The organism is Corallococcus sp. CA047B (assembly GCF_003612065.1).
Taxonomy (GTDB): domain Bacteria; phylum Myxococcota; class Myxococcia; order Myxococcales; family Myxococcaceae; genus Corallococcus; species Corallococcus praedator.
Genome location: NZ_RAWD01000066.1, coordinates 13,807 through 32,650 on the forward strand (window position 1 = coordinate 13,807; position 18,844 = coordinate 32,650).

Consider the following 18,844-nt stretch of genomic DNA (forward strand, 5'->3'; position numbering starts at 1 on the left):
CTCTAGAGACGGGAAACAATTTTTCCCGTAGAGGGAGCTAAACGGCTCTCTCCTGTTTTGTCCAGAAGTCGATGTTCAAGGCCCAGGGGCTCCTTGTGGAGCAAGCAATGGAGCGTGCTCCGTTGCTCCGAGCGCGAAGTAAACGTCGAACCACTCCAGGTAGGGACGCCAGACGGGGTCGCGTTGCTGGAGGAGGGTGCGGCGCGCCTGACCCAGGCGCTGGGGCACGTCGAAGGGCATCCGCGTGTTTCCCTGCGCATGCAGTTGTGCCGCGAACCAGAGCACGTCCAACTGACCGGCATCGACGGGCGCGTGGGTGCGCTCCACCAGGGCGTCGGCATGCTCCAGCGCCTTGCCCAGCCAGCGGGCCGCGAGCGATGGGTCCTGCCGGTCCACGGCGTTCTCCGCCAGCCGCAGCTCCGCCAGCGTCACCGCGCGGATGTCCTCGTCGCGGTCCGTTTCGTCGAACTGCTCCAGGAACAGCGCGCGCCGCTGTTCGAGCGCGCGGGCCGCGTCATCCCGGTGCCCGAGCCGGGTCGCCGCGTTGGCGCGCAGGCCCGCGGCGATGATGCGGTAGGCGCGCTGGGCCTGCCGGGGCGTGGTCCGCGCCTGACCCAGCGTGGCCTGCACGGCGGGGAGCGCCAGGTCCCGCTCCACCTGAGCCAGGTCGTCCAAGGCCTGCTGGGGTTGACCCGCGCCCAGCGCGGCGGCGCTGCGGGACAGGCGCACCACCAGCCGGTTGCGCAGCCCCTCCGCGTCGCGGGGACTGGCTTCCACGGCGGGCAGCTCGCGGCCATAGAGCTCCAGCGCCCGTTCGAACCGGCCCGCAGCGAGGTTGTAGAGCGCCGCGCGATCCAGGGCGAGCGTGGCGAACCGGGCCTGCTTTGGCGTGGCATCCACCATGGCCAGGGCCCGGTCCGCCGCCTGCGCGGCCTCCGCCTCCCGGCCGACGTGCAGGAGCGCCCGGGCGCGGGCCAGCGACACCGCGAGCCCCGCCCCGTTCTCCACATAGGGATACGCGTCCCGCTGGTCCAGGTAGCCCAGGGCGATGTGGTAGTTGCCCACCTGCGTGTGCAACGTCCCCAGCGCGCCGAGGATCATCGCCTTGTAGCGGATGTTGTTGCGCACCAGGTCCAGGGCGACCAGGTAGTGCCGGTTGGCGCGCTCGGCGGCGGCGGGGTCGCGGCCGCGCAGGAAGTCCTCGTGCTGGATGGCGCCATACAGGGCCCGCGCCGCGTACTGGTTCTTGAGCTCCGGCCAGGACGTGCGCAGCTCCTTCACGGCCGCCGCCACCGCCTGCGCGTGGGCACCGTCCTCCAGCTTGGGCAACTGGCGCGCCGTGAGATAGGCCTTCACGAAGTGCGTGAGCGGAACGCGCCACTTCGTGGACGTGGTGAAGACCTCCTTCTCCACCACCTCCGGGCTGACGCCGGCTCGCAGGCGCAGGCTCATGGATTCGACGGCGCTCTCCAGTGAGCCCGTTCGCTTCGTCACGAGATCAAAGTCGGCGCGGGCCTCGTCCGTGCGCTGACGGCCCAGCCGGCGGTAGGCGCGGCCCATCATCGCGCGGCGGAACAGGCGCTCGGCCCGGCGGCCCTCCTGGGTGCCGGACGGCGCGTCCTCGACGTAGGCCGTGGCCAGGGCCTCCAGCACCCCGTCCGCGCCGAGCCCCGCCGCGCGTTCGACGGAGTCCTGCACCAGCGCGCGGCGGCGGAGCGGGTCCTGCTGCCGGTGGTAGAACGCCAGCAGCGCATCCCGGACGGGGCGGGGCGGACGCTCTTCGTGCAACGCATTGACGTGCCGGCCCAGCTCCAGCGCAAAGGCATACGCGGAGCCGGCGGGTGCCGTCTCCAATGCCTGGGCCATCGCGGCATCCGCTTCCGCGTAGGGGCGTCCCCGATACATGGCGCGGACGGCGGCGCGGGCGAAGTCGAGCTGGTCGTCCTCTTTGAAGACCTTGTTCGTGGACAGCCGGCGGCCGGCGTCGAGCAGGGCCTCCCGGTCGTCGAGCGTCCGGTACAGCGCGTCCGCCCGCTCGAACCACGCCTCCAGCACCGCGCGCGGCGTGGTGTCCGTCACCTGCGCCGCCTCCAATTCCTGGCGCGCCCGGGTGAAGTCACCCGAAGCCTCCGCCAACTCGCTGCGCACCACGTGCTGGAAGACGGCGGAGGGCGGGCTGGGCGCATGCGCGGGGTCCAACGCGTCCATGCGTTGCTGCTCGGCTTCGCTCAGCTCGTCCATCATGCGGCCGCGCTCGCGCTCCTTCTGGGCCCGCCGGTGTTCGATGAGGATCCGCAGCGGCTCCGACAAACCCTGGGTGGCGGGGTCTTCCACCGATGACATGTGGCGGGCGTAGAAGGCCGCCGCGTCGAAGTCCTCGAACGCCAGGTGGAGCTGGCTCAGGCGCATCATCAGCAGCCGGCGTGGTTTGGGCCGTGCTTCGCGCAGCAGGCGCTGACGGTAGAGCAGGAGCTGGTCCGCGCGCCGTCCCACCATCCCCAGCTCTTCATTGAGCCGGGGCACGTCCCAGTCGCTGGGGACCAGTCCGTCCAGCGGCAGTTGATACACATCCAGTGACTGGTCGCGCGAACAGGTCGCGACGAGGGACGCGGCCGCGGGCGACGGGTACTCGCAGCTCCAGGCCTCGCTGGTGAGCTGGTCCGGGCTGGAGGCGGCGGCCCGCTCGGGCGCGTCCTCGCGTTCGGACTCGAAGGGCACCCGGAACAGCACCCCGCTGTCGCTGGCGTCAATCACCCCGTCCGCGTTGGAGTCGGTGAAGAACTGCACCACGTACAGCGAGCGCCCATCGCGTGCGAACACGGGCTGTCCGGTCTGCCCCGGAAGGTCGAGCGCCAGCGGGATGGGGACCGCTCCAGGGCGGTCCAGGCGCAGGGCCTCCAGGTGGGACGCTGCGCGCGCGGCGAAGCCCGGGCCCACCTGCTGCACGGAGCGCTCGATGGGGACGTACACCAGCCAGCGTCCATCGGGAGAGACGGTGGGGCTGGTCAGGTTGCGCTCGAGCAGCGGGCTCACGCTCCACTCGCGCTCCACCGCGACCCGCGACAGACGCAGGTCTCCCTGGATGGTCGCGCGGCTCACCAACGCGATGTGCGAGGCGTCGATCCACTCCGCCTGCAGCGCGCTGGTCTCCTCCTCCAGGCAGTGGCGCTCCTCGGCGGCCGGCAGGTCCCTCACGCACAGTTGACCGCTGGCCTGGGTCCGGAACGAGATGTAGAGCAGGCGCTTGCCGTCGGGGCTGATGCGCGGCCACGTCACATCCGCGCCTTCGTCGAAGAGGCGGCGCTCGCGGCCCTGCTCCAGGTCCTGGACGTAGAGCTCGGTCGCGATGTTGCGGTTGGACACGAAGAGCAGCGTGTTCCCGTCCGGCCCCAACTGCCCCAGGAACTGGTCCCCCACGCCCACGGTGAGCCGCGAGAGCGTGCGCATGCCCCCGTCGAGTTCGTCATCCTGTGCGAGGGCCGTGCTCGCGAGGAGTACGGCCAGGGCCACGAACCACCGGCCGCCGGGTGTCAGCACTTCTTCTCTCCCCAGGTGCCGTCACCCGCTTCCACCCAGCCGCCGCAGACCACCCCTTCCGCGTGCGCCTGCTGCCAGCTCTGGCGCAGCGCTGCTTCGCTCACCTTCGGGCGCACGGTCCGCATCCACTGCCACAACTGCATCCGGCCGCGGTTCACCCGGTCCACCAGCGCGACGTCGTCGGAGGACAGGCGCCCGGCCTGACACTGGCGCCGGGTGACCACCAGGAGCCCCTCCCGGCCCTCGCCCACGCAGTGGCGCCGCAGCAGGTCGTCGACGCGGTCCGCCTGCGTCTTGCCGATGTTCTCCACGAGCGGCGTGGGCTGGATGCCCAGGTCCTCCAGTTGGTTGGGCGTGAGCGGCACCGGCGTGGGGCTCATGCCCGCGCGGGCCAGCCGCTGCTCCACGTCCTTGAACGAACCCGAGGCCTGTTCCTCGAGCGCCGTCGCGCGGTCGACCATGACGATCTCCGGGGCGCGGATGCAGCCGGGGGCGGCCAGGGTGGCAAGGAGCAGCAACCCACGGTGTTTCATGGCGTGGCCTCTGGAGGAGTCAGGGACAGGAGCATCCGGTCGACGAGCGGGCCCATGGGGATGCCACGAATCTCATCGATGCTGATCAACTGGGCCAGACCGCCCATGGTGATGCGCAGGCTGCCGAAGCCGTGATTGAAGCTCAGCCGCACGTGCTCCGGGTAGCCCAGTCCCAATGCGTAGCGGATGCGGTTGGTGGCGGGATCCACGTGGCGCGGATCCTCCAGGTCGAGCAGGTCGAGCAGGTGGCGGTTGCCGATGCGCAGGATCTCCGCGCGCCCGTTGACGCTGCGCTCCCGTGCGGAGATGACCACGGCGGCATTGCCGTCGAAGGGCTCGCCCCGGGACGACTTCACGCCCGTCGCCCGCACGTGGGCCTCCAGCGTGGAGTTCTTGCCCTTCCAGTCCAGCAGGCACTGGCCGGTGATGCGCCCGCCCCGGACGCCCATCTCCAACTGGCTCATGGACACCACGTTCTGGTGGATGGACAGGTTGCCGGCCAGGGGTGCGATGGTGAGCATCGGCGTGGTGATGCGGCCCACCGACACGAAGCTGCTGCGCGAGAGCAGGGGATGCTGGTCGGCGAAGCGAAGCATTGAGTAGGGATTGACGTCGCTGTCGTTCAGCAACTGCATCTGGCCTTCGGTGAACGCCACGTTCTCCGTCAGCGGCACGCTGCCATCGAGCGTTTCGATGGCGACGCCGGACTCAGGCATCCGCAGGTTCACGTTCTGGAAGAGCAGGTGGGAGAGGGTCCGGAAGCTCACGAGGTCGGGCGACGCCACCCGGAAGTCGACGGAGACCTTGCCGCTGCTCTCCAGACGGCCGGGCTGCGCGAGCCGGGACAGGTCCTGCTCCAGCGCCCCCCGGAAGGCCAGACGGCGCCGGCCGTCACTGAGGTCCAGCCGGCCCTGCACGTTGAGCTCGGTCCCGGTCCCGGGGTTGATCAGCTTCAGGTCGGGGACGTGGATGACGCCGTGGGGTTTGTGGCGGACGGTGAACGACGCCTCCAGGTCCTGGATGGGGAGGGGGTAGGGCAGCGCCGGTTTCTGCTCCAGGGTGCGGACCTTGATCTGGTGCTTGCCCTCCATCTCATCCGCTTCCAGCTTGTCGGTGAAGGCGACGGTGGTGTCGCTCGACACGCCGGTGAACGACAGTCGGCGGTCGTTCAGGTTCACGGAGAGCTTCTCCGCCGTCAGTCGGGTGTGGATGCCGCGACGTGAGCCGTCGACGTGGGACTCGGCCTGCCAGTGCGCTTCGGGGAGGCTGATGGACAGGCCATCCTGTCTCCAGCGGAGTCCCTGCCCGTCCACCACCGCGGTCCCCTCGAAGGCGGCGGTGCGCAGCGGATCCGGGGTCAGGCGCGGGGTCCCGTCCGAGGCGAAGCCCGTGAACACGCCGAACAGCGTGCCGTGCACCTCGCCTTTGAGCGCCAGCTTCGAGGGCTCCAGCTCCTTGGGCACCCGGGCCCGGACCAGGAGGGGGGACAGGGGACCCAGGGGTGGAAGGTCGCCCTTCACATCCACGCGAAGCGCTCGGGCCTTGCGGTCGAAGGCCAGCGCGGCGTCCACCTCCACCTTCAGCCCTGCCTGGCTGGTGAGTCCCAGTCGAAGCGACGGCTTGCGGCGATCCATGTCCAGCGTGAGGCGTTGATGCTGGGGGCCCGCGTCGCTCTCACCGATGCGCAGCCCTTCGAGCTGGAGGTCCAGCTCGCCCTGGTGCCGCCAGGCATCGCCGCGAGAGTCCAGCACGAGGGTCGCGCTGCCCGCCGTCACATCGTCCCAGCCCGGCCGCTGCAAGCGCAGCTCCGTCCGATGCTCCAGGCGGGGCGAGTTGGAGAAGAGGGCCGTCAGTCTGCCTTTGGAGGCCAGGGCCACCCCCAACTGCTTCCAGGGCACATGCGCGGCAACGTCGTCCGGGATGAAGGGCCGTGCGGCGATGAGGTCCGGGGTCTGGACGTCCAGGGTGTAGGCGACGTCGTCGGCTCCCTTGGTGGCATCCAGCGACGCGTGCATCGTGCCGACGTCCAGGTCCAGATGGGCGCGGGCGCGGCTGAGTCGGGGCTCCTCCGAATGAGGGAACACCTCCGACGCGTGGAGCTTCACGTTCACCGGGCCCTTCAGCAACTCGCGTCCCTCCGCCGTGACGAGCTGGAGCATCCCCACGGGGATGTCTGCCTTCAGCGTGAAGGGAGGCTTGCCCGCGAGCGGAGCCTGGAGACGCAATCCCAGACGCTCCGCCATCACCTGGAGCCCGGAGGCGCGGACGTCCAGTGACTCCACCATTCCAGACAAGGCCACGTCCCCCGCGACCTGGAGGGGCGATGCAGGGTCTGGCCGCAACTGATTCCCCTTCAGCTCGCCGGAGGCCTTGGGGATGCGGAGCGCGGTGGGCCCCCGGACGTCCAGCCCCTGGAGCGCGAAGCCGAGCTGGGCGGTGAGCCCCTGCTGGGGATCCGGGGTTGCCGCCAGGGTGATGCGTCCTTCGCTGAGTGACGCCCGGAGGGTGTCCTGGACGCGCTGGAGCGCCGCGACCTCCACCTCCAGCCCCAGCCTGCCCTTCGTCCCCAGTTGGGGCATGGCGCTGAGTGTGACGTCCTGGGCGTCCAGGTGCACCTTGCCGCGCTCCAGGGCGACAGGACGCAGATCCTGGGGAATGGCTTGCAGCAGCCGCCCGAGATCCACGTCCGCCAGGGCCCGGTTCAAGACGGGCGACAGGTCCGCCGCATCCGGAAGCACCAACTGGGCCTGTACTTCGGCGCTGTCGGTCAGTCGGGTGCGGTCCAGGTCGACGATGATGTGCTGCTGCTCGCCCTCGAACTTCGCGGACACCGCGCCGTGCAGCAGCGTGTGGACCGTGAACCGGGGATCGAAGGATTGCCGTGCGACGTCGAGGTCCACGCGTGCGCGCGCGGTGGAGGCAGCCACCTCCGCCGAGAGGGCCAGCTCCAGCTCGGCCTGGGCCGGGGGCGTGGTGGGAGCTTCACGGCCCAGCACGAGCGGCAGGGGGCTTCCAGGCTGGCCCAGCTCCGCGAAGAGCTTCCATTCCCCATCGAGGCGTTTCGCTTCCACCACGGCCGCGAGCCCGCGCAGGGACCAGCGGTCGACCACGGCCCCGTTCCGGACGAGGACGTAACCCAACGACACGCCCGACAGTTCAATCGTCCCGAACGGCGGGGTGGAGGCCAGGAAGGCCGCGGCCTGCCGGGAGGCTCCAAGGGGGGCTTCGATGGGCGTCGGCTCCGGGGCTTCCGGCCCCGTCACGGCATCGAGGGACGTGGGGCCCGCCTCATCGGCCACCTGGGTGAAGGCCACGTCGCGCACCACCACCCGCTCCACGCGGGGTGTGCGGCTCAGCAGGGCGCGGAGCGACCAGTGCGCCTCCAGGGTCCCGACGCGCAGCAGTTCGGGCGCGGCACCCTCGAACGGCGACGGGGTCCGCACCACGAGTCCTTCCAGGTGCAACCCCGAGAGCACGGCGATGCGGGCGACCTGGTAGTCCACCCGCAGGCCACTGGCGGCTTCCACCTGGGAGACGATGCGCTGCTTCAGCCAGGGCTGGTGGAGGTTGTGCAGCGCGGCCACCCCGGCGGCCAGGAGCAGCACGACGGTCGCGACGAGCGCGAGCAGGGCGCCCGCGATGATCCGCTTCAATCGCCGACGAGGCCGTCCAGCTCCGGGGGATTCCATGGTGTTCCGTCGAGGCGAGCCGGCCACCCGTGTCCTACCATGCGGCGGAATCGGGCTTCAATCGGAGGTCCCCTCGGAAGATGGAGGGCGAGCAGGGCGGCACCGTGCGCCCGGTTTCCGCTTCAACCGGAGCCGGAGGGCGTCATTCCCACCTGCTGACACTCCATGCCCTCCACGGCCCTGGGCCGGAGACATCCGGTGCTAGGTTCGCCCTGCCGCCGCATTCGCGAAAGGATCGCCTGCCATGCTGTCGCTGGTCGCCGCCGTCCTGCTGGCCTCGTTGCCCACCTCTTCTTCCCTGTCCCTGGTGTCCCCCGCGCCGTCCTTCGATGGACGCCCCCTGTCCGCGCGGCTGCTCGTGGCGCAGTCGCCCACGGGCTCGGAGCTGGAGCTCTTTCCCTCGGCGCCGTTTCCGGACAACGAGGCCCGGGAAACCCAGGAGCGGGGCACGGACGAGGGCCTGGACGCGCGCATCGCGGAGCTGTCGCAGCAGGTGAGCCTGCTCCAGGGGGAGATCAACTCCATCCGCCTGGGCCGCCCCACTGGCTACAAGGTGATGACCATTATCGGCTTCGTCCTCGCCCCACTGCTGCTCATCGGCCTTCCCTTCATTGGCGCTGGCTTGAACGAGGCGGGAGACACAGGGGCCGTGCTCATGGTCGCGGGCCTGTTCTTCGCGGTGCCTGGCACGGTGGGCGTGGGGCTCATCATCGGGGGCTTCAGCGGTGGCTCGCGGGCAGCCCACGCCAAGAAGGACCGGCGCGACGCGCTCATCCAGGAGCGGACCCTGCTGGAAGAGGAACTGCGCGACCTCCAGGCCCGCCGTGACGGCGTGCGCACCCAACGGTTTCAGCCCCGCCCCGCCATTCCCCTGCTTGCCGTGCGCTTCTGACGGCGGCGCGAAGATGACAGGCGGCGCCTCCGGGTCATCCTTAGAGGCAGCCAAGCTCCATCGCGCGGAGCACGGCGCGGGTGCGGTCCCGCACGCCCAGCTTGGAGAGGATGCTGGAGGTCTGGTTCTTCACCGTCCCCTCCGCGGTCCCCAGCGCGTCGGCGATCTCCCGGTTGCTCAGCCCCCGCGCGATGAGGCGCAGCACCTCCACCTCGCGGCGGGTGAGGCCCTCGGGCAGGTCCGCGTGGGGGAAGTCGCGGGGCAGCTCCGCCACGCCTCTCGCCACGCGCTCCGCGATGCCGGGAGGCAGCAGCGTCTGGCCGGAGGCGACACGCCGGATGGCCTCCGCCAGCTCCTCCAGCGACACGTCCTTGAGGAGGAAGCCCTGCACCCCCGCGCGGAGCGCCTCGATGAGGGCGGTGTCCTCGTCGAAGGTGGTGAGCAGCACCACGCGCCGGTCCGGATCCGTGCGGCGCAGCGCGCGCAAGGCCTCCAGCCCCGTCATGCGTGGCATGCGCACGTCCATCAGCACCACGTCCGGATTTAACTCCGCGACCTTGCGCAGCGCCTCCTCGCCGTCGGAGGCCTCGCCCACCACCCGCAGGTCGGGCGTGAGGTCCAACAGGCTGCGCAGTCCCTGGCGCACCAGGGCGTGATCATCCGCGAGCACCAGGCGGACGGTGTTCACGCGTCCACCCCCGGCTCCGGCGTCGCCGGCAACCACGCCTCCAGCTCCAGTCCCTGTCCCGCCGCCGCGCGCCACTCCACGCGGCCGCCCAGCCGGGTGAACCGCTCCCGCATGCCGGTGAGTCCCGAACCGGGAGTCACCCGCGCCGTGCCGCGCCCATCATCCCGCGCGTGCACCCGCACCCCGCCGTCCTCCGTGGGCACGATGGCGATCCACAGGTTGCGGGCCCCGGCATGGCGCAGCGTATTGGTGAGCACCTCCTGCACGCAGCGGAACAGCGAGTGCGCCGCCTCGGAGGACTCCAGGGCGAGCGAAGCGGGGACCTCCAGGTGCACTTCGAGCCCCGGGGCACCCTCCGCGAGCGCGCGCAGCGAGGGCAGCAGGGGCAGGGGCGCTTCGCGCAGCGCCGTCACCGTGCCCCGCACCTCGGACAGGAGCGTGCGCGCGGCCTCGCGGGCGCGGCGCAGGTGTTCGGTGGAGGCGGGGTCCTTCGCCGTGTGCGCGGCGGCCTCCAGGTTGAGGCTGAGCGCGGTGAGGTGGTGCCCCACGGAGTCGTGCAGCTCGCGCGCGATGCGCAGCCGCTCGCCCTCGCGCTCGCGGGTGGCGAGCAGCACCTGCGTGGCCTGGAGCTCCGCATGGACCCGGGCAAGCTCGCGGCGGGCCTCCGCCTCGCGGACCATCACCAGCGCCGTGCCGAACGTGAAGCCCTGGAAGCCGGCGTAGATGAGGGTCTGCACCAGCGCACGGACGGGCGGGTGCTGCACCGCGAACACGGCGAACATGAGCCCCACCTGGGTTCCCACCCACGCCAGGGCCCGGCGCTGAGGAAGGATCTCCGGGACCTGCCCGGCGATGATGGCGAGCAGCGCGCCGTCCAGCCCCGTATCCCCCATGGCCAGGCAGACCAGCGCCGCGCCCGTCTGCACGGCGAGCAGCGGTCTCTGGCCCCGGCCTTCCTCACGCGCCTGACGCCAGAAGGCCCCGCCGAAGGTGAGGAACGCGGCGCACCACAGCAGCGTGTCCGGGGCCATCCACCGCGCGGGCTCGTGCGCGAGGCCCTCAAGGTGCGGAACGCCGACCACGGCCCAGGTCAGCATCCCAGCCACGAGCAGCAGGTGATGGCTGGTGGTGGAGCTGGCCACGCTGGACCCCTGGGACATGGCGCGGACCCTATGCGAAGCACGGCGGACGGGCCATGTGCCGGAAGTCACATGCGGCCGGTATGACACGCCGCCGGATGTGGACCCTGGCGTGGGGGGCTGAGGCTCTGGACGCGCCTCAGCTCGCGAACGGATCCCAGGCCTTCATGACGGGAGGCCTCTTGAGGAGGGCCGCCACGTCCTGCGCGATCTCTCCGTCCATCTGCTCTCCACTCTGCGCCGAGGACGGAGTCACCTCCTGGCAGGCGGCGTGGTTCTGCTGGAAGTAGGTCGTCGCCTGCCGGCAGCGGTGGCACATGTCGAGCTGCAGGATGAACTCGACCTCCACGGACTTCACCAGGCTTGCGCCGATCACGCCGTGGATGAGCCGGTCGAGCATGAACAGCGAATAGCACTCGGTGTGCATGTCGGCGGCGCTGAACAGCTCGGCCTCCGATGCGGACTTCGACTCCGCCAGCTTCGGGATGGCGGCCGCCTTCTGGGCAAGCGCCACGCCGGTCGTCATGTACGGATGCTTCTCGGTGATACGCCCGACCGCGAAGTTGGCGATGAGGCACATGAAGTAGGCCGTCTTCGAGTCGGTCCGCTCGATCTTCGCGACCATGAACCCGATGTGTGTGAGGCGCGCGGCCGGGTACTTCTTGGCGCCGTCCTCGAGGTTCGCGGGGCGATAGACGCGCTCGCCAAGCTTGCTGCTCAGGCCGAGCACGGTGGCCACGTCGCCGCCGTGTTTCTTGAGCAGCGAGGCCGCGTCGATCTGCGAGATGTTGGTGACGAGCGTGAACGAATTGTCGGCCGTCGTCTGACACACAAGGGACTGGGTCAATTTGAAGTACTTGGTGACGTGCGCGACGTAGTCGCCCCACCTGCCGCCCGTGCTCGACAACGTCGACTTCACGACCCCCTTCGACGGGGCCGTCGAACTCGGGCTCGGACCGCTCTTCAGTCGCAGCCCGGGCACCGCCATCAGCGCGTCGTTGATCTCATGCTCCCCCATCCCCCGCCTCAGGAAGTCACGGATCTTGTCCGTGACGACGACCGCCTTGTCGGCCGGTACCGCGTCGTTGAACTGACCGTCCAGACAGTGGGTGTTTCGCAGCAGGCGATACTCATCGACCCAGTGCCACAGGCGCCGCGCCAGGCGCGCGGGGACCACCGGGTTGGTGATGGCGAGCAGGGTGAGGAACGCCTCCAGCGAGCAATCGCCGAGTGGGTTCGTGGCGATGCGAGCGGTGACGGCGCGGTTCACGACGACGCCCACCTCCCAGTGATTGCCGGTGAAGACGAGGCAGTGGCCGCGGATGATGCAGTCCCGGCTCTGCATCGCTTCGATGTCGTAGAAGTCACCGGTCGATTCGAAATAGACCTCGAAGCTCACGTAGAACCGCTTCGCCAGCACCTGGATCTCCGAGAGCCCGAGCCAGGAGCCGGTCCGTCCGACAAAGTGGCGGTAGGCGCTCCGGGTCAGCGGCGTGAACTGTCCGGGATCCAGTGGCACGACGAAGCCGCTGTTGCCGTCTTTCAGGCTGAGGACATCCTTGGGCCCTGCCTCCGCGTGCTTGCGGATGGCGCCGTTCGCCTCCGCGACCAGCCGCTCGAGGTGCGCGAGGCTCTCCTCATCAAGCTCGCTGGCCGTCACCCGCGCGACCCGCTTGGTCAGGCCGATGAGATTGGCGCGGAGGGTCGCGACCTTCTTGTTGGGGACCTCGAACGCGAAGGTCGCGACATCGACGGCGATGCATTCGAAGCAGGAGTCGTTGGAGGCTTCGTGCTGTTCGCAGGGCATGGTGCCTCCGTCGGTCGGTGAGGCATCCTAGCGCAGATGGGGCCGATGCCGGCGTGCCGCTCCCTTCCCCGAGGTCCCCGATGGTGTCTGCTCCTGCTTGGCGTCCCCACGCGCTCGATGGCGCCCTGCTCTGGTTCCACCGCGAGACGGGCACGCACCTGCGCGTGGATGCTCCCGCGACCCGCCACCTGCGCCGCAAGGCCCCCCGGCTGGTCCTGTTCGGCATCACCAACGCCTGCAACCTGACATGCGGCTTCTGCTCCCGCGACCTCCAGGCCCGGAGCGACTGGACGGTGGAGTCGGCGTTCGAGGTGCTCTCGGGGCTGGCCCGCGCGGGCACGCTGGAGGTGGCCTTCGGAGGCGGGGAGCCCCTGGCGTTCCGGGGCTTCGACACGCTCGTGCAGCGGCTCGCCACGGAGACGCCGCTGGCCATCCATGTCACCACCAATGGCACGCTCCTGTGCGAGGAGCGCCTGGCGCGGCTGTCCCCGTACCTGGGCGAGGTGCGCGTGTCGCTCTATGACGACAACGCGTGGGAAGAGACCGTGCGGTGTTCGGGCTCGTGCCGTTCAGGTACACCCAGGAGGACACGACGGCGTTGATGGAGCGATTGCAGGCGCTGGCGCGGAAGCAGGGCGCGGTCGTCGCGGCGGAGCTGGTGCGGGCCTCCGGGAAGGAACAGCTCCCGCTGCACCTCGCCAACCGGGACGCCTGGCTTGGGCCCGAGCGGCTCCTGATCCACTTCGCTTCCGCCGAGGACGCGGCCCGGGTCGCACGCAGTCTCAACGGTGCCTTCTGCGTGGCGGGCACCGAGGTCCTGGTGGAGGCGGACCACATCGGCTCCAGGCTGCAACGCCTCTTCGAAATGCGCGTGACGCCGCTCACCGGTCGCCACGTCATCGTGGAGGCGACCTACCGGGGCACGGAACTCCAGCCCCCCGAGTTGGGTTCGCGGCTGCGTCCCTACCTGAAGCCGGAAGACCGGCTGACGGCCAGCGACAGCCCGTGGGGCATCCGCCTGCGCGTCAGGACGACGGAGCCCCTGCGTGTCCTGCCCGCGGTCGTCGAGCTGGGCACCCTGGTGGGTGCGGAAGCCCGGGTCCAGATGCACGACGAGGACCGGCTCGCGGCGGCCCTGCACCGCATCCGCGTGGAGCTGGAGTCGGAACTCCGGGGGCGGTAGCGGCCCCCGGTGCCTGCCTTCCTGGGCGTTATTCGCTCAACCCCGGCGGGCAGGTGAAGCTGACCGGCGCGGACCAGAGCTGGGCCAGGCCGGTGTCCTCGATGGCGGAGAAGAAGATGCGGTTGCCCGAGCGGACGAACGGCTCCTGTCTGGGATTCGAACCCCCCAGGACCACGACGTCCGCCAGCTGTCCGGTCGTCGCCACGGTGCCCCGGGTGAACCAGGGCATGGAGACCGCGTTGATGGATTGATGGAACAGCACGACGCCCCCTCCCGTGGCGAACACGGGGGATTGGTTGTAGTCATCCAGGGCCAGCGTGCGGGAGAGCTGGCGGGTCCCCGCGGCGGTTCCATTGTTCGTCCACAGCGAGACCTCCTGGCGCAGGCCATTCGCGTCGCGCAGGGCCACCGAGAAGTAGAGGCTGACTCCGGAGACGGTCGTCCGCTGCACCTCGGGCCGCAGGCCCGCCGGGTTCGGGGGCAGGGTGGTGATGAGCGTCTTGCCACCGCCGCCCAACGACAGACGGTCGATGCGCAGCCGGCTCGTCGTCGGCTCCACGGACGCCAGGTACTCGGAGGAGCCCAGCGTCCCGAGCAACTGGACGGGCCTGCCGAACGCGTCCAGCCGGAAGGTCCCCCCCGCCGTGCCATCCGTCTTCCAGACCTCGTGGTTCGGGCCGTCCTGGAAGATGAACAGGCCCGGGTTTCCCCTCAGGCTCACCTCCGTGATGCGCACCGCTCCCGCGTCCACCTGCTTGAGGGCGCGCGTGCCCGTCATCGTGCCGTCGGTGCGCCACAGCGTGGTGCTTCCTCCCTGGGAACGGAAGAAGAGCAGCGCATCGCCGACGTGCAGGGTCTGGCCCAGGTCCAGCCCGAGCACCCCGGGAAGCTGCGCGACCCGCTGCGTGCCCGCGCTCGTTCCATCCGAACGCCACAGCTCGGGCGCGCCTCCCGGCGGCACGTGGAAGAAGACCAGCCGGCCGCTGATGGAGGTGAGGCTGAACAGCGAGGACGTGGGCCCGATGCTGTCGTCGCGCGGGAAGGACCTGAGGAACCGGGTTCCACTGGACGTCCCATCGCTCAACCAGAGCTGTTCCATCGCCACGCCCAGCTCTGCGAGCTGGAAGTAGAGCGTGTTGCCCACCGCCGCGGTGGTTCCGGGCGCGTAGATGCCCGTTGGATACACCCTCACCTGGACGGTGCCCGCATCCGTGCCATCGCTGCGCCACAGGATGGTGCCGCCCCCGGGGGCGCCGGTGGTGAAGTAGAACGTCCCCCGCACATCGGTGGGGTTGGCCAGGGCGGAGTTGATGGCCTTCACCCGTGACGCCACCCCTACGGGGCACGCCTGGGCCGTCACTCCACGGGCGTCCTCCACCCCACATCCGGCCACCACCAACCCCAGCCACCCCAGGGCGCTCCAATTCCTGACATGCATTGTCTTCTCCTTCCGGCGTGAAGCGTCCGGAAGGTCGCGTGCAGGGAATTGTCTTTCAAGGAGCACCCCGAGGGGGTGCGAGTGTTTCCGGCCGCCCGGGCGGTGCCTTCGCCGCGTCAGGTCTTCGCGAGCTTCTCGCCCACCGCGGACAGCAGCTGGTCGAAGGATTCCTCGAACAGGCGGATGCCGTCGGTGGCCAGTTGGTCCGTGACGGTCTTCATGGAGATGCCGGCGGCCTCCAACTGGCGCATCGTCGCCTCCGCGCCCGGGAGGTCCTCCTCCAGGCTCGGGCGCACCTTGCCGTGGTCGCGGAACGCATCAATCGTCGCGGGCGGCATGGTGTTCACCGTGTCCTTGCCGATGAGCTCCTCCACGTAGAGCACGTCGCGCAGCTTGGGGCTCTTGGTGCTGGTGCTCGCCCAGAGCACGCGCTGCACCTTCGCGCCCTTCTTCGCGAGCGCCTCCCACCGGGCCCCGCTGAAGACCTGCTTGAAGGTGCGGTAGGCGAGCTTCGCGTTCGCGATGGCCACCTTGCCGCTCAGGCCCTCCAGCGCCTTCTGCTGTTCGGCGGTGGCGCCCGCCTTCACCTTCTTTTCAATCTCCTTGTCCACGATGGCGTCGATGCGGCTGATGAAGAACGACGCCACGCTCGCGACCCTCGACACGTCTCCGCCCGACGCGGCGAACTTCTCCAGGCCGGACACGTAGGCCTCCGCGATGGCCTTGTAGCGCTCCTGGCTGAAGAGCAGCGTGACGTTGACGTTGATGCCTTCGGAGGTGAGCTCTTGGAAGGCCGGCAGCCCCGGCAGCGTGCCCGGGACCTTGATCATCACGTTGGGGCGCGAAAGCGTCTTCCACAGCCGCCGCGCCTCCTCCAGCGTGCCCTTCGTGTCGAGCGCGAGCCGGGGCGACACCTCCAGCGACGCGTAGCCGTCCTGGCCCTTCGTCGCCTGGTAGACCGGGGCGAGGATGTCCGCCGCGCCCTGGACGTCGCGCACCGCGAGCTGCTCGTAGAGGTCGTTGCCGGACAGGCCCTTGCCCTTCGCCGCGTCGAAGAGGTCCTGGTAGTCCTCGCTGCCCGACACCGCCTTCTGGAAGATGGTCGGATTGGAGGTAAGGCCCTTGAGCCCGTCCTCGTCGATGAACTTCTTCAGGGTGCCCTTCGTGATGTAGCTGCGCTGGAGGTTGTCCACCCAGAGGGATTGGCCAGACTCGGCAAGCTGTCGAAGCGGATTCATGGGGTTCTCTCCGGGGGAGCGCGAAGGGCTCCCGGATGGCGTTGGCTAAAAATGACCACGTCCGGCCCCCCATGTCCGAGCAGGGGGGCAGGCACTCGCGGATTCTGCCTGGGTCGGGGGCCAGCGGGGTGGGCCGCTTCTCGTGGACCGGTGCAGTCAACACAGTACGGAGGGCACCGGTGTGCCCCCTTTTCCCGGGAGCGAGACGATGGCGGACACCTTGGCGGACCTCGCGGCGCAGCTGCGCATCGACAGCATCCGCTGCACCACGGCGGCGGGTTCGGGCCATCCCAGCTCGTCCATGTCCGCCGCGGACATCCTGGCGGTGCTGTTCCAGAAGTACCTGCGCTTCGACTTCCAGCAGCCCAAGGCGCCCAACAACGACCGCTTCGTGCTCTCCAAGGGCCACGCCTGCCCGGTCCTCTACTCCGCGTTCAAGGCAGCGGGCGCCATTGATGACAAGGAGCTGATGACGCTGCGCCAGTTCGGCAGCCGGCTGGAGGGCCACCCCAACCCGCACGTGCTGCCGCTCGTGGACGTGGCCACCGGCTCCCTGGGACAGGGGCTGGCCATCGGCGTCGGCATGGCGCTCGCCGCGCGGTTGGACCGGCTGCCCTTTCGCACCTACGTGATGATGGGCGACAGCGAGACGGCGGAGGGCTCCGTGTGGGAGGCGTTCGACAAGGCCGGCCACTACCAGCTCGACAACCTCTGCGCGCTCATCGACATGAACCGGCTGGGGCAGAGCACGCAGACGGAGCTGGGCTGGAACGCGGAGGTGTACCTCGCCCGCGCCCGGGCCTTCGGCTGGCATGCGCTGGCCGTGGACGGGCACGACCTGGGCGCCATCGACCGCGCGTTCGCCGAAGCCCAGGGCAAGAAGGGCCAGCCCACCTGCCTCGTCTTCAAGACGGAGAAGGGCCGCGGCTACTCGCTCATCGCCAACCAGGAGGGCTGGCACGGCAAGCCGCTCCCCGAGGACAAGGCGAAGGAGGCCATCCAGGAGCTGGGCGGCGAGCGCGACGTGCGCATCCAGGTGCAGAAGCCGGACGCGCTGAAGCCCTCCGGTCAGGACGCGGCCGCGCCGCTGAAGCTGCCCACGTATGAAGTCGGCCAGAAGGAGGCCACGCGCAAGGCGTACGGCGACGCGCTCCTGGCGCTGGGCAACGCGCGCCCGGACGTGGTGGCGCTGGACGCGGAGGTCTCCAACTCCACGTACTCGCAGGAGTTCCACAAGGCGCATCCCCAGCGCTACTTCGAGATGTACATCGCCGAGCAGAACATGGTGTCCACCGCGGTGGGCATGGCGGTGCTGAACAAGCGCGCCTTCGTGAGCACCTTCGCGGCCTTCCTGTCGCGCGCGTATGATCAGATCCGCATGGCGGCCATCTCCAACGCCACGGTGCACCTGTGCGGCAGCCACGCGGGCGTCTCCATCGGTGAGGATGGGCCGTCCCAGATGGCGCTGGAGGACCTGGCGATGATGCGCGCGGTGGCCGGCAGCACCGTGGTCTACCCGAGCGACGCCAACCAGACCGCGAAGCTGATGGCCCAGTTGGTGGAGTGCAAGGGCATCACCTACCTGCGCAGCACGCGGGAGAAGACGCCGGTGCTCTACCCCGCGTCGGAGGAGTTCCCCCTGGGTGGGTGCAAGGTGCTGCGGCAGTCCGACCGGGACGTGGTGACGGTGGTGGCCGCCGGCATCACGCTGCACGAGGCGCTCAAGGCGTACGAACTGCTGAAGGAGGACGGCGTCCTGGTGCGCGTCATCGACCTCTATTCGGTGAAGCCGGTGGACGTGAAGACGCTGCGCAAGGCCGCGCGTGAGGCGCAGGGCCGGCTCCTGGTGGTCGAGGACCACTGGGCCGAGGGCGGCCTGGGGGACGCGGTGCTGGAGGCCTTCACGGGCGAGCGCGAGCAACTGCCCACCGTGGCGCGCCTCGCGGTGAAGAAGCTGCCCGGCTCCGGCAAGCCGGCGGAGCTGTTGAGCGCGGCCGGCATCGACGCGGAGCACATCGTGGACAGCGTCACCTCCCTGGTGGAGGACTCGCCGCTGGACACGGAGGGCCAGGGGACGCGGGAGGAGCGCACCTGGGGTCACACGAACGCGTAAGGCTCCAAGCCTGGAGCTTGGAGCCTGAAGGCGCCTCCAGGTCCGCGCTGGTTCAGGACTGTCCCGAGGCCAGGGCCTCCAGCCGGGCGGCCACGCGCGTGCCGCCCATGGACCGGGCGGCGGTCAGGACCGTGCTCCCGTCCGCACTCCGATGGTTCGGGTTCGCGCCGCGCTGGAGCAGCAGCTCCACCATCTCCAGCTTGTCGAACATGGCCGCGAACATCAGCGGCGTGCGCCCATCCGGGCCCGCGCCATCCACCCGTGCGCCCCGGTCCAGCAGCAGCGTGGCGATGGCGAGGTGGCCCTTGAAGGCCGCCCCTGCGAGCGGCGTCTGCCCTCCGTCGTTGGTCCGCTCCGGATCCGCCCCGCGCTCCAGCAGCAGCCGGGTGACGTCCTCATGGCCGAGGTAGCTGGCCAGCATCAGCAGCGAATCTCCGCGCTCGTTGCGCAGTCCCAGGGGCAGTCCGGCGTCGAGCAGTTGGCGCAACGCCTGGGCGTCCCCCGCGCGGACGAAGGTGAAGGCGCTCCTCGCCAGCTCCTGCAGGGCGGCCTCGTCGGGGGCGGCGCCCGGCGGGGAGGCGGGGTGC

The 18,844-nt window shown here is 70.1% G+C and carries 13 protein-coding genes; 4 read left to right on the top strand and 9 right to left on the bottom strand.

The features are described from left to right. Nucleotides 1-75: 75 nt before the first annotated feature. Genes D7X74_RS13315 through D7X74_RS13325 form a run of 3 tightly spaced genes read right to left on the bottom strand, consistent with a single transcriptional unit; the run spans nt 76 to nt 7,759 of the window. Nucleotides 76-3,537 (bottom strand): PD40 domain-containing protein, encoded by a 3,462-nt coding sequence (locus D7X74_RS13315; protein ID WP_120533322.1) that lies wholly within the window; start codon nt 3,535-3,537, stop codon nt 76-78. After that, on the bottom strand, nt 3,531-4,070 hold the full coding sequence (locus tag D7X74_RS13320) for a DUF1318 domain-containing protein (RefSeq protein WP_120533323.1): 540 nt from the start codon (nt 4,068-4,070) through the stop codon (nt 3,531-3,533). The genes D7X74_RS13315 and D7X74_RS13320 overlap by 7 nt, the downstream gene beginning before the upstream one ends. Continuing rightward, on the bottom strand, nt 4,067-7,759 hold the full coding sequence (locus tag D7X74_RS13325) for a hypothetical protein (protein ID WP_120533324.1): 3,693 nt from the start codon (nt 7,757-7,759) through the stop codon (nt 4,067-4,069). Before D7X74_RS13325 ends, D7X74_RS13320 begins: the two co-directional genes overlap by 4 nt. A 244-nt stretch (nt 7,760-8,003) precedes the next feature. Here D7X74_RS13325 and D7X74_RS13330 point away from each other — a divergent pair, with 244 nt between their 5' ends. Beyond that, nucleotides 8,004-8,651, top strand: a complete 648-nt coding sequence (locus D7X74_RS13330) for a hypothetical protein (RefSeq protein WP_120533325.1) — start codon at nt 8,004-8,006, stop codon at nt 8,649-8,651. Nucleotides 8,652-8,691: 40 nt separating this feature from the next. Here D7X74_RS13330 and D7X74_RS13335 read toward each other — a convergent pair whose 3' ends face one another. The 3 genes from D7X74_RS13335 to D7X74_RS13345 form a co-directional block, all read right to left on the bottom strand. Continuing rightward, the gene (locus D7X74_RS13335) at nt 8,692-9,339 is read right to left on the bottom strand and encodes a response regulator transcription factor (RefSeq protein WP_120533333.1); all 648 of its coding nucleotides are present in this window, start codon (nt 9,337-9,339) and stop codon (nt 8,692-8,694) included. Then, nucleotides 9,336-10,499: a sensor histidine kinase gene (locus D7X74_RS13340; RefSeq protein ID WP_120533326.1), complete on the bottom strand. Its 1,164-nt coding sequence runs from the start codon at nt 10,497-10,499 to the stop codon at nt 9,336-9,338. Before D7X74_RS13340 ends, D7X74_RS13335 begins: the two co-directional genes overlap by 4 nt. Nucleotides 10,500-10,617: 118 nt before the next feature. Next, complete coding sequence (locus tag D7X74_RS13345) at nt 10,618-12,285, bottom strand: OTU domain-containing protein (RefSeq protein WP_120533327.1); 1,668 nt, start codon at nt 12,283-12,285, stop codon at nt 10,618-10,620. An 80-nt stretch (nt 12,286-12,365) separates the two neighbouring features. On the opposite strand from D7X74_RS13345, the gene D7X74_RS13350 reads away from it, so the two are divergent. Together D7X74_RS13350 and D7X74_RS13355 are read left to right on the top strand one after the other, a co-directional pair. Next, nucleotides 12,366-12,887: a radical SAM protein gene (locus D7X74_RS13350; RefSeq protein WP_120533328.1), complete on the top strand. Its 522-nt coding sequence runs from the start codon at nt 12,366-12,368 to the stop codon at nt 12,885-12,887. After that, complete coding sequence (locus tag D7X74_RS13355) at nt 12,818-13,468, top strand: hypothetical protein (protein ID WP_158622227.1); 651 nt, start codon at nt 12,818-12,820, stop codon at nt 13,466-13,468. The genes D7X74_RS13350 and D7X74_RS13355 overlap by 70 nt, the downstream gene beginning before the upstream one ends. A 28-nt stretch (nt 13,469-13,496) precedes the next feature. On the opposite strand, the gene D7X74_RS13360 is transcribed toward D7X74_RS13355, so the two are convergent. Together D7X74_RS13360 and tal are read right to left on the bottom strand one after the other, a co-directional pair. Next, entirely contained in the window at nt 13,497-14,906 is a 1,410-nt protein-coding gene (locus tag D7X74_RS13360; protein ID WP_120533330.1) for a hypothetical protein, read from the bottom strand. 116 nt (nt 14,907-15,022) lie between these two features. Next, the gene (gene tal, locus D7X74_RS13365) at nt 15,023-16,144 is read right to left on the bottom strand and encodes a transaldolase (protein WP_120533331.1); all 1,122 of its coding nucleotides are present in this window, start codon (nt 16,142-16,144) and stop codon (nt 15,023-15,025) included. Between the two features lie 208 nt (nt 16,145-16,352). Here tal and D7X74_RS13370 point away from each other — a divergent pair, with 208 nt between their 5' ends. Then, on the top strand, nt 16,353-18,257 hold the full coding sequence (locus D7X74_RS13370; protein WP_120533332.1) for a transketolase: 1,905 nt from the start codon (nt 16,353-16,355) through the stop codon (nt 18,255-18,257). A gap of 52 nt (nt 18,258-18,309) precedes the next feature. On the opposite strand, the gene D7X74_RS13375 is transcribed toward D7X74_RS13370, so the two are convergent. Continuing rightward, nucleotides 18,310-18,801, bottom strand: coding sequence for an ankyrin repeat domain-containing protein (locus D7X74_RS13375; protein ID WP_120533334.1), 492 nt, complete (start codon nt 18,799-18,801; stop codon nt 18,310-18,312). Nucleotides 18,802-18,844 lie beyond the last annotated feature (43 nt).

Excerpts from the sequence above, each read along its gene's own strand:
- D7X74_RS13320 (WP_120533323.1), bottom strand. The coding sequence starts at position 4,070 with ATGAAACACCGTGGGTTGCTGCTCCTTGCCACCCTGGCCGCCCCCGGC.
- D7X74_RS13330 (WP_120533325.1), top strand. The coding sequence starts at position 8,004 with ATGCTGTCGCTGGTCGCCGCCGTCCTGCTGGCCTCGTTGCCCACCTCT.
- tal (WP_120533331.1), bottom strand. The coding sequence starts at position 16,144 with ATGAATCCGCTTCGACAGCTTGCCGAGTCTGGCCAATCCCTCTGGGTG.
- D7X74_RS13350 (WP_120533328.1), top strand. The coding sequence starts at position 12,366 with ATGGTGTCTGCTCCTGCTTGGCGTCCCCACGCGCTCGATGGCGCCCTG.
- D7X74_RS13360 (WP_120533330.1), bottom strand. The coding sequence starts at position 14,906 with ATGCATGTCAGGAATTGGAGCGCCCTGGGGTGGCTGGGGTTGGTGGTG.
- D7X74_RS13370 (WP_120533332.1), top strand. The coding sequence starts at position 16,353 with ATGGCGGACACCTTGGCGGACCTCGCGGCGCAGCTGCGCATCGACAGC.
- D7X74_RS13345 (WP_120533327.1), bottom strand. The coding sequence starts at position 12,285 with ATGCCCTGCGAACAGCACGAAGCCTCCAACGACTCCTGCTTCGAATGC.
- D7X74_RS13340 (WP_120533326.1), bottom strand. The coding sequence starts at position 10,499 with ATGTCCCAGGGGTCCAGCGTGGCCAGCTCCACCACCAGCCATCACCTG.
- D7X74_RS13325 (WP_120533324.1), bottom strand. The coding sequence starts at position 7,759 with ATGGAATCCCCCGGAGCTGGACGGCCTCGTCGGCGATTGAAGCGGATC.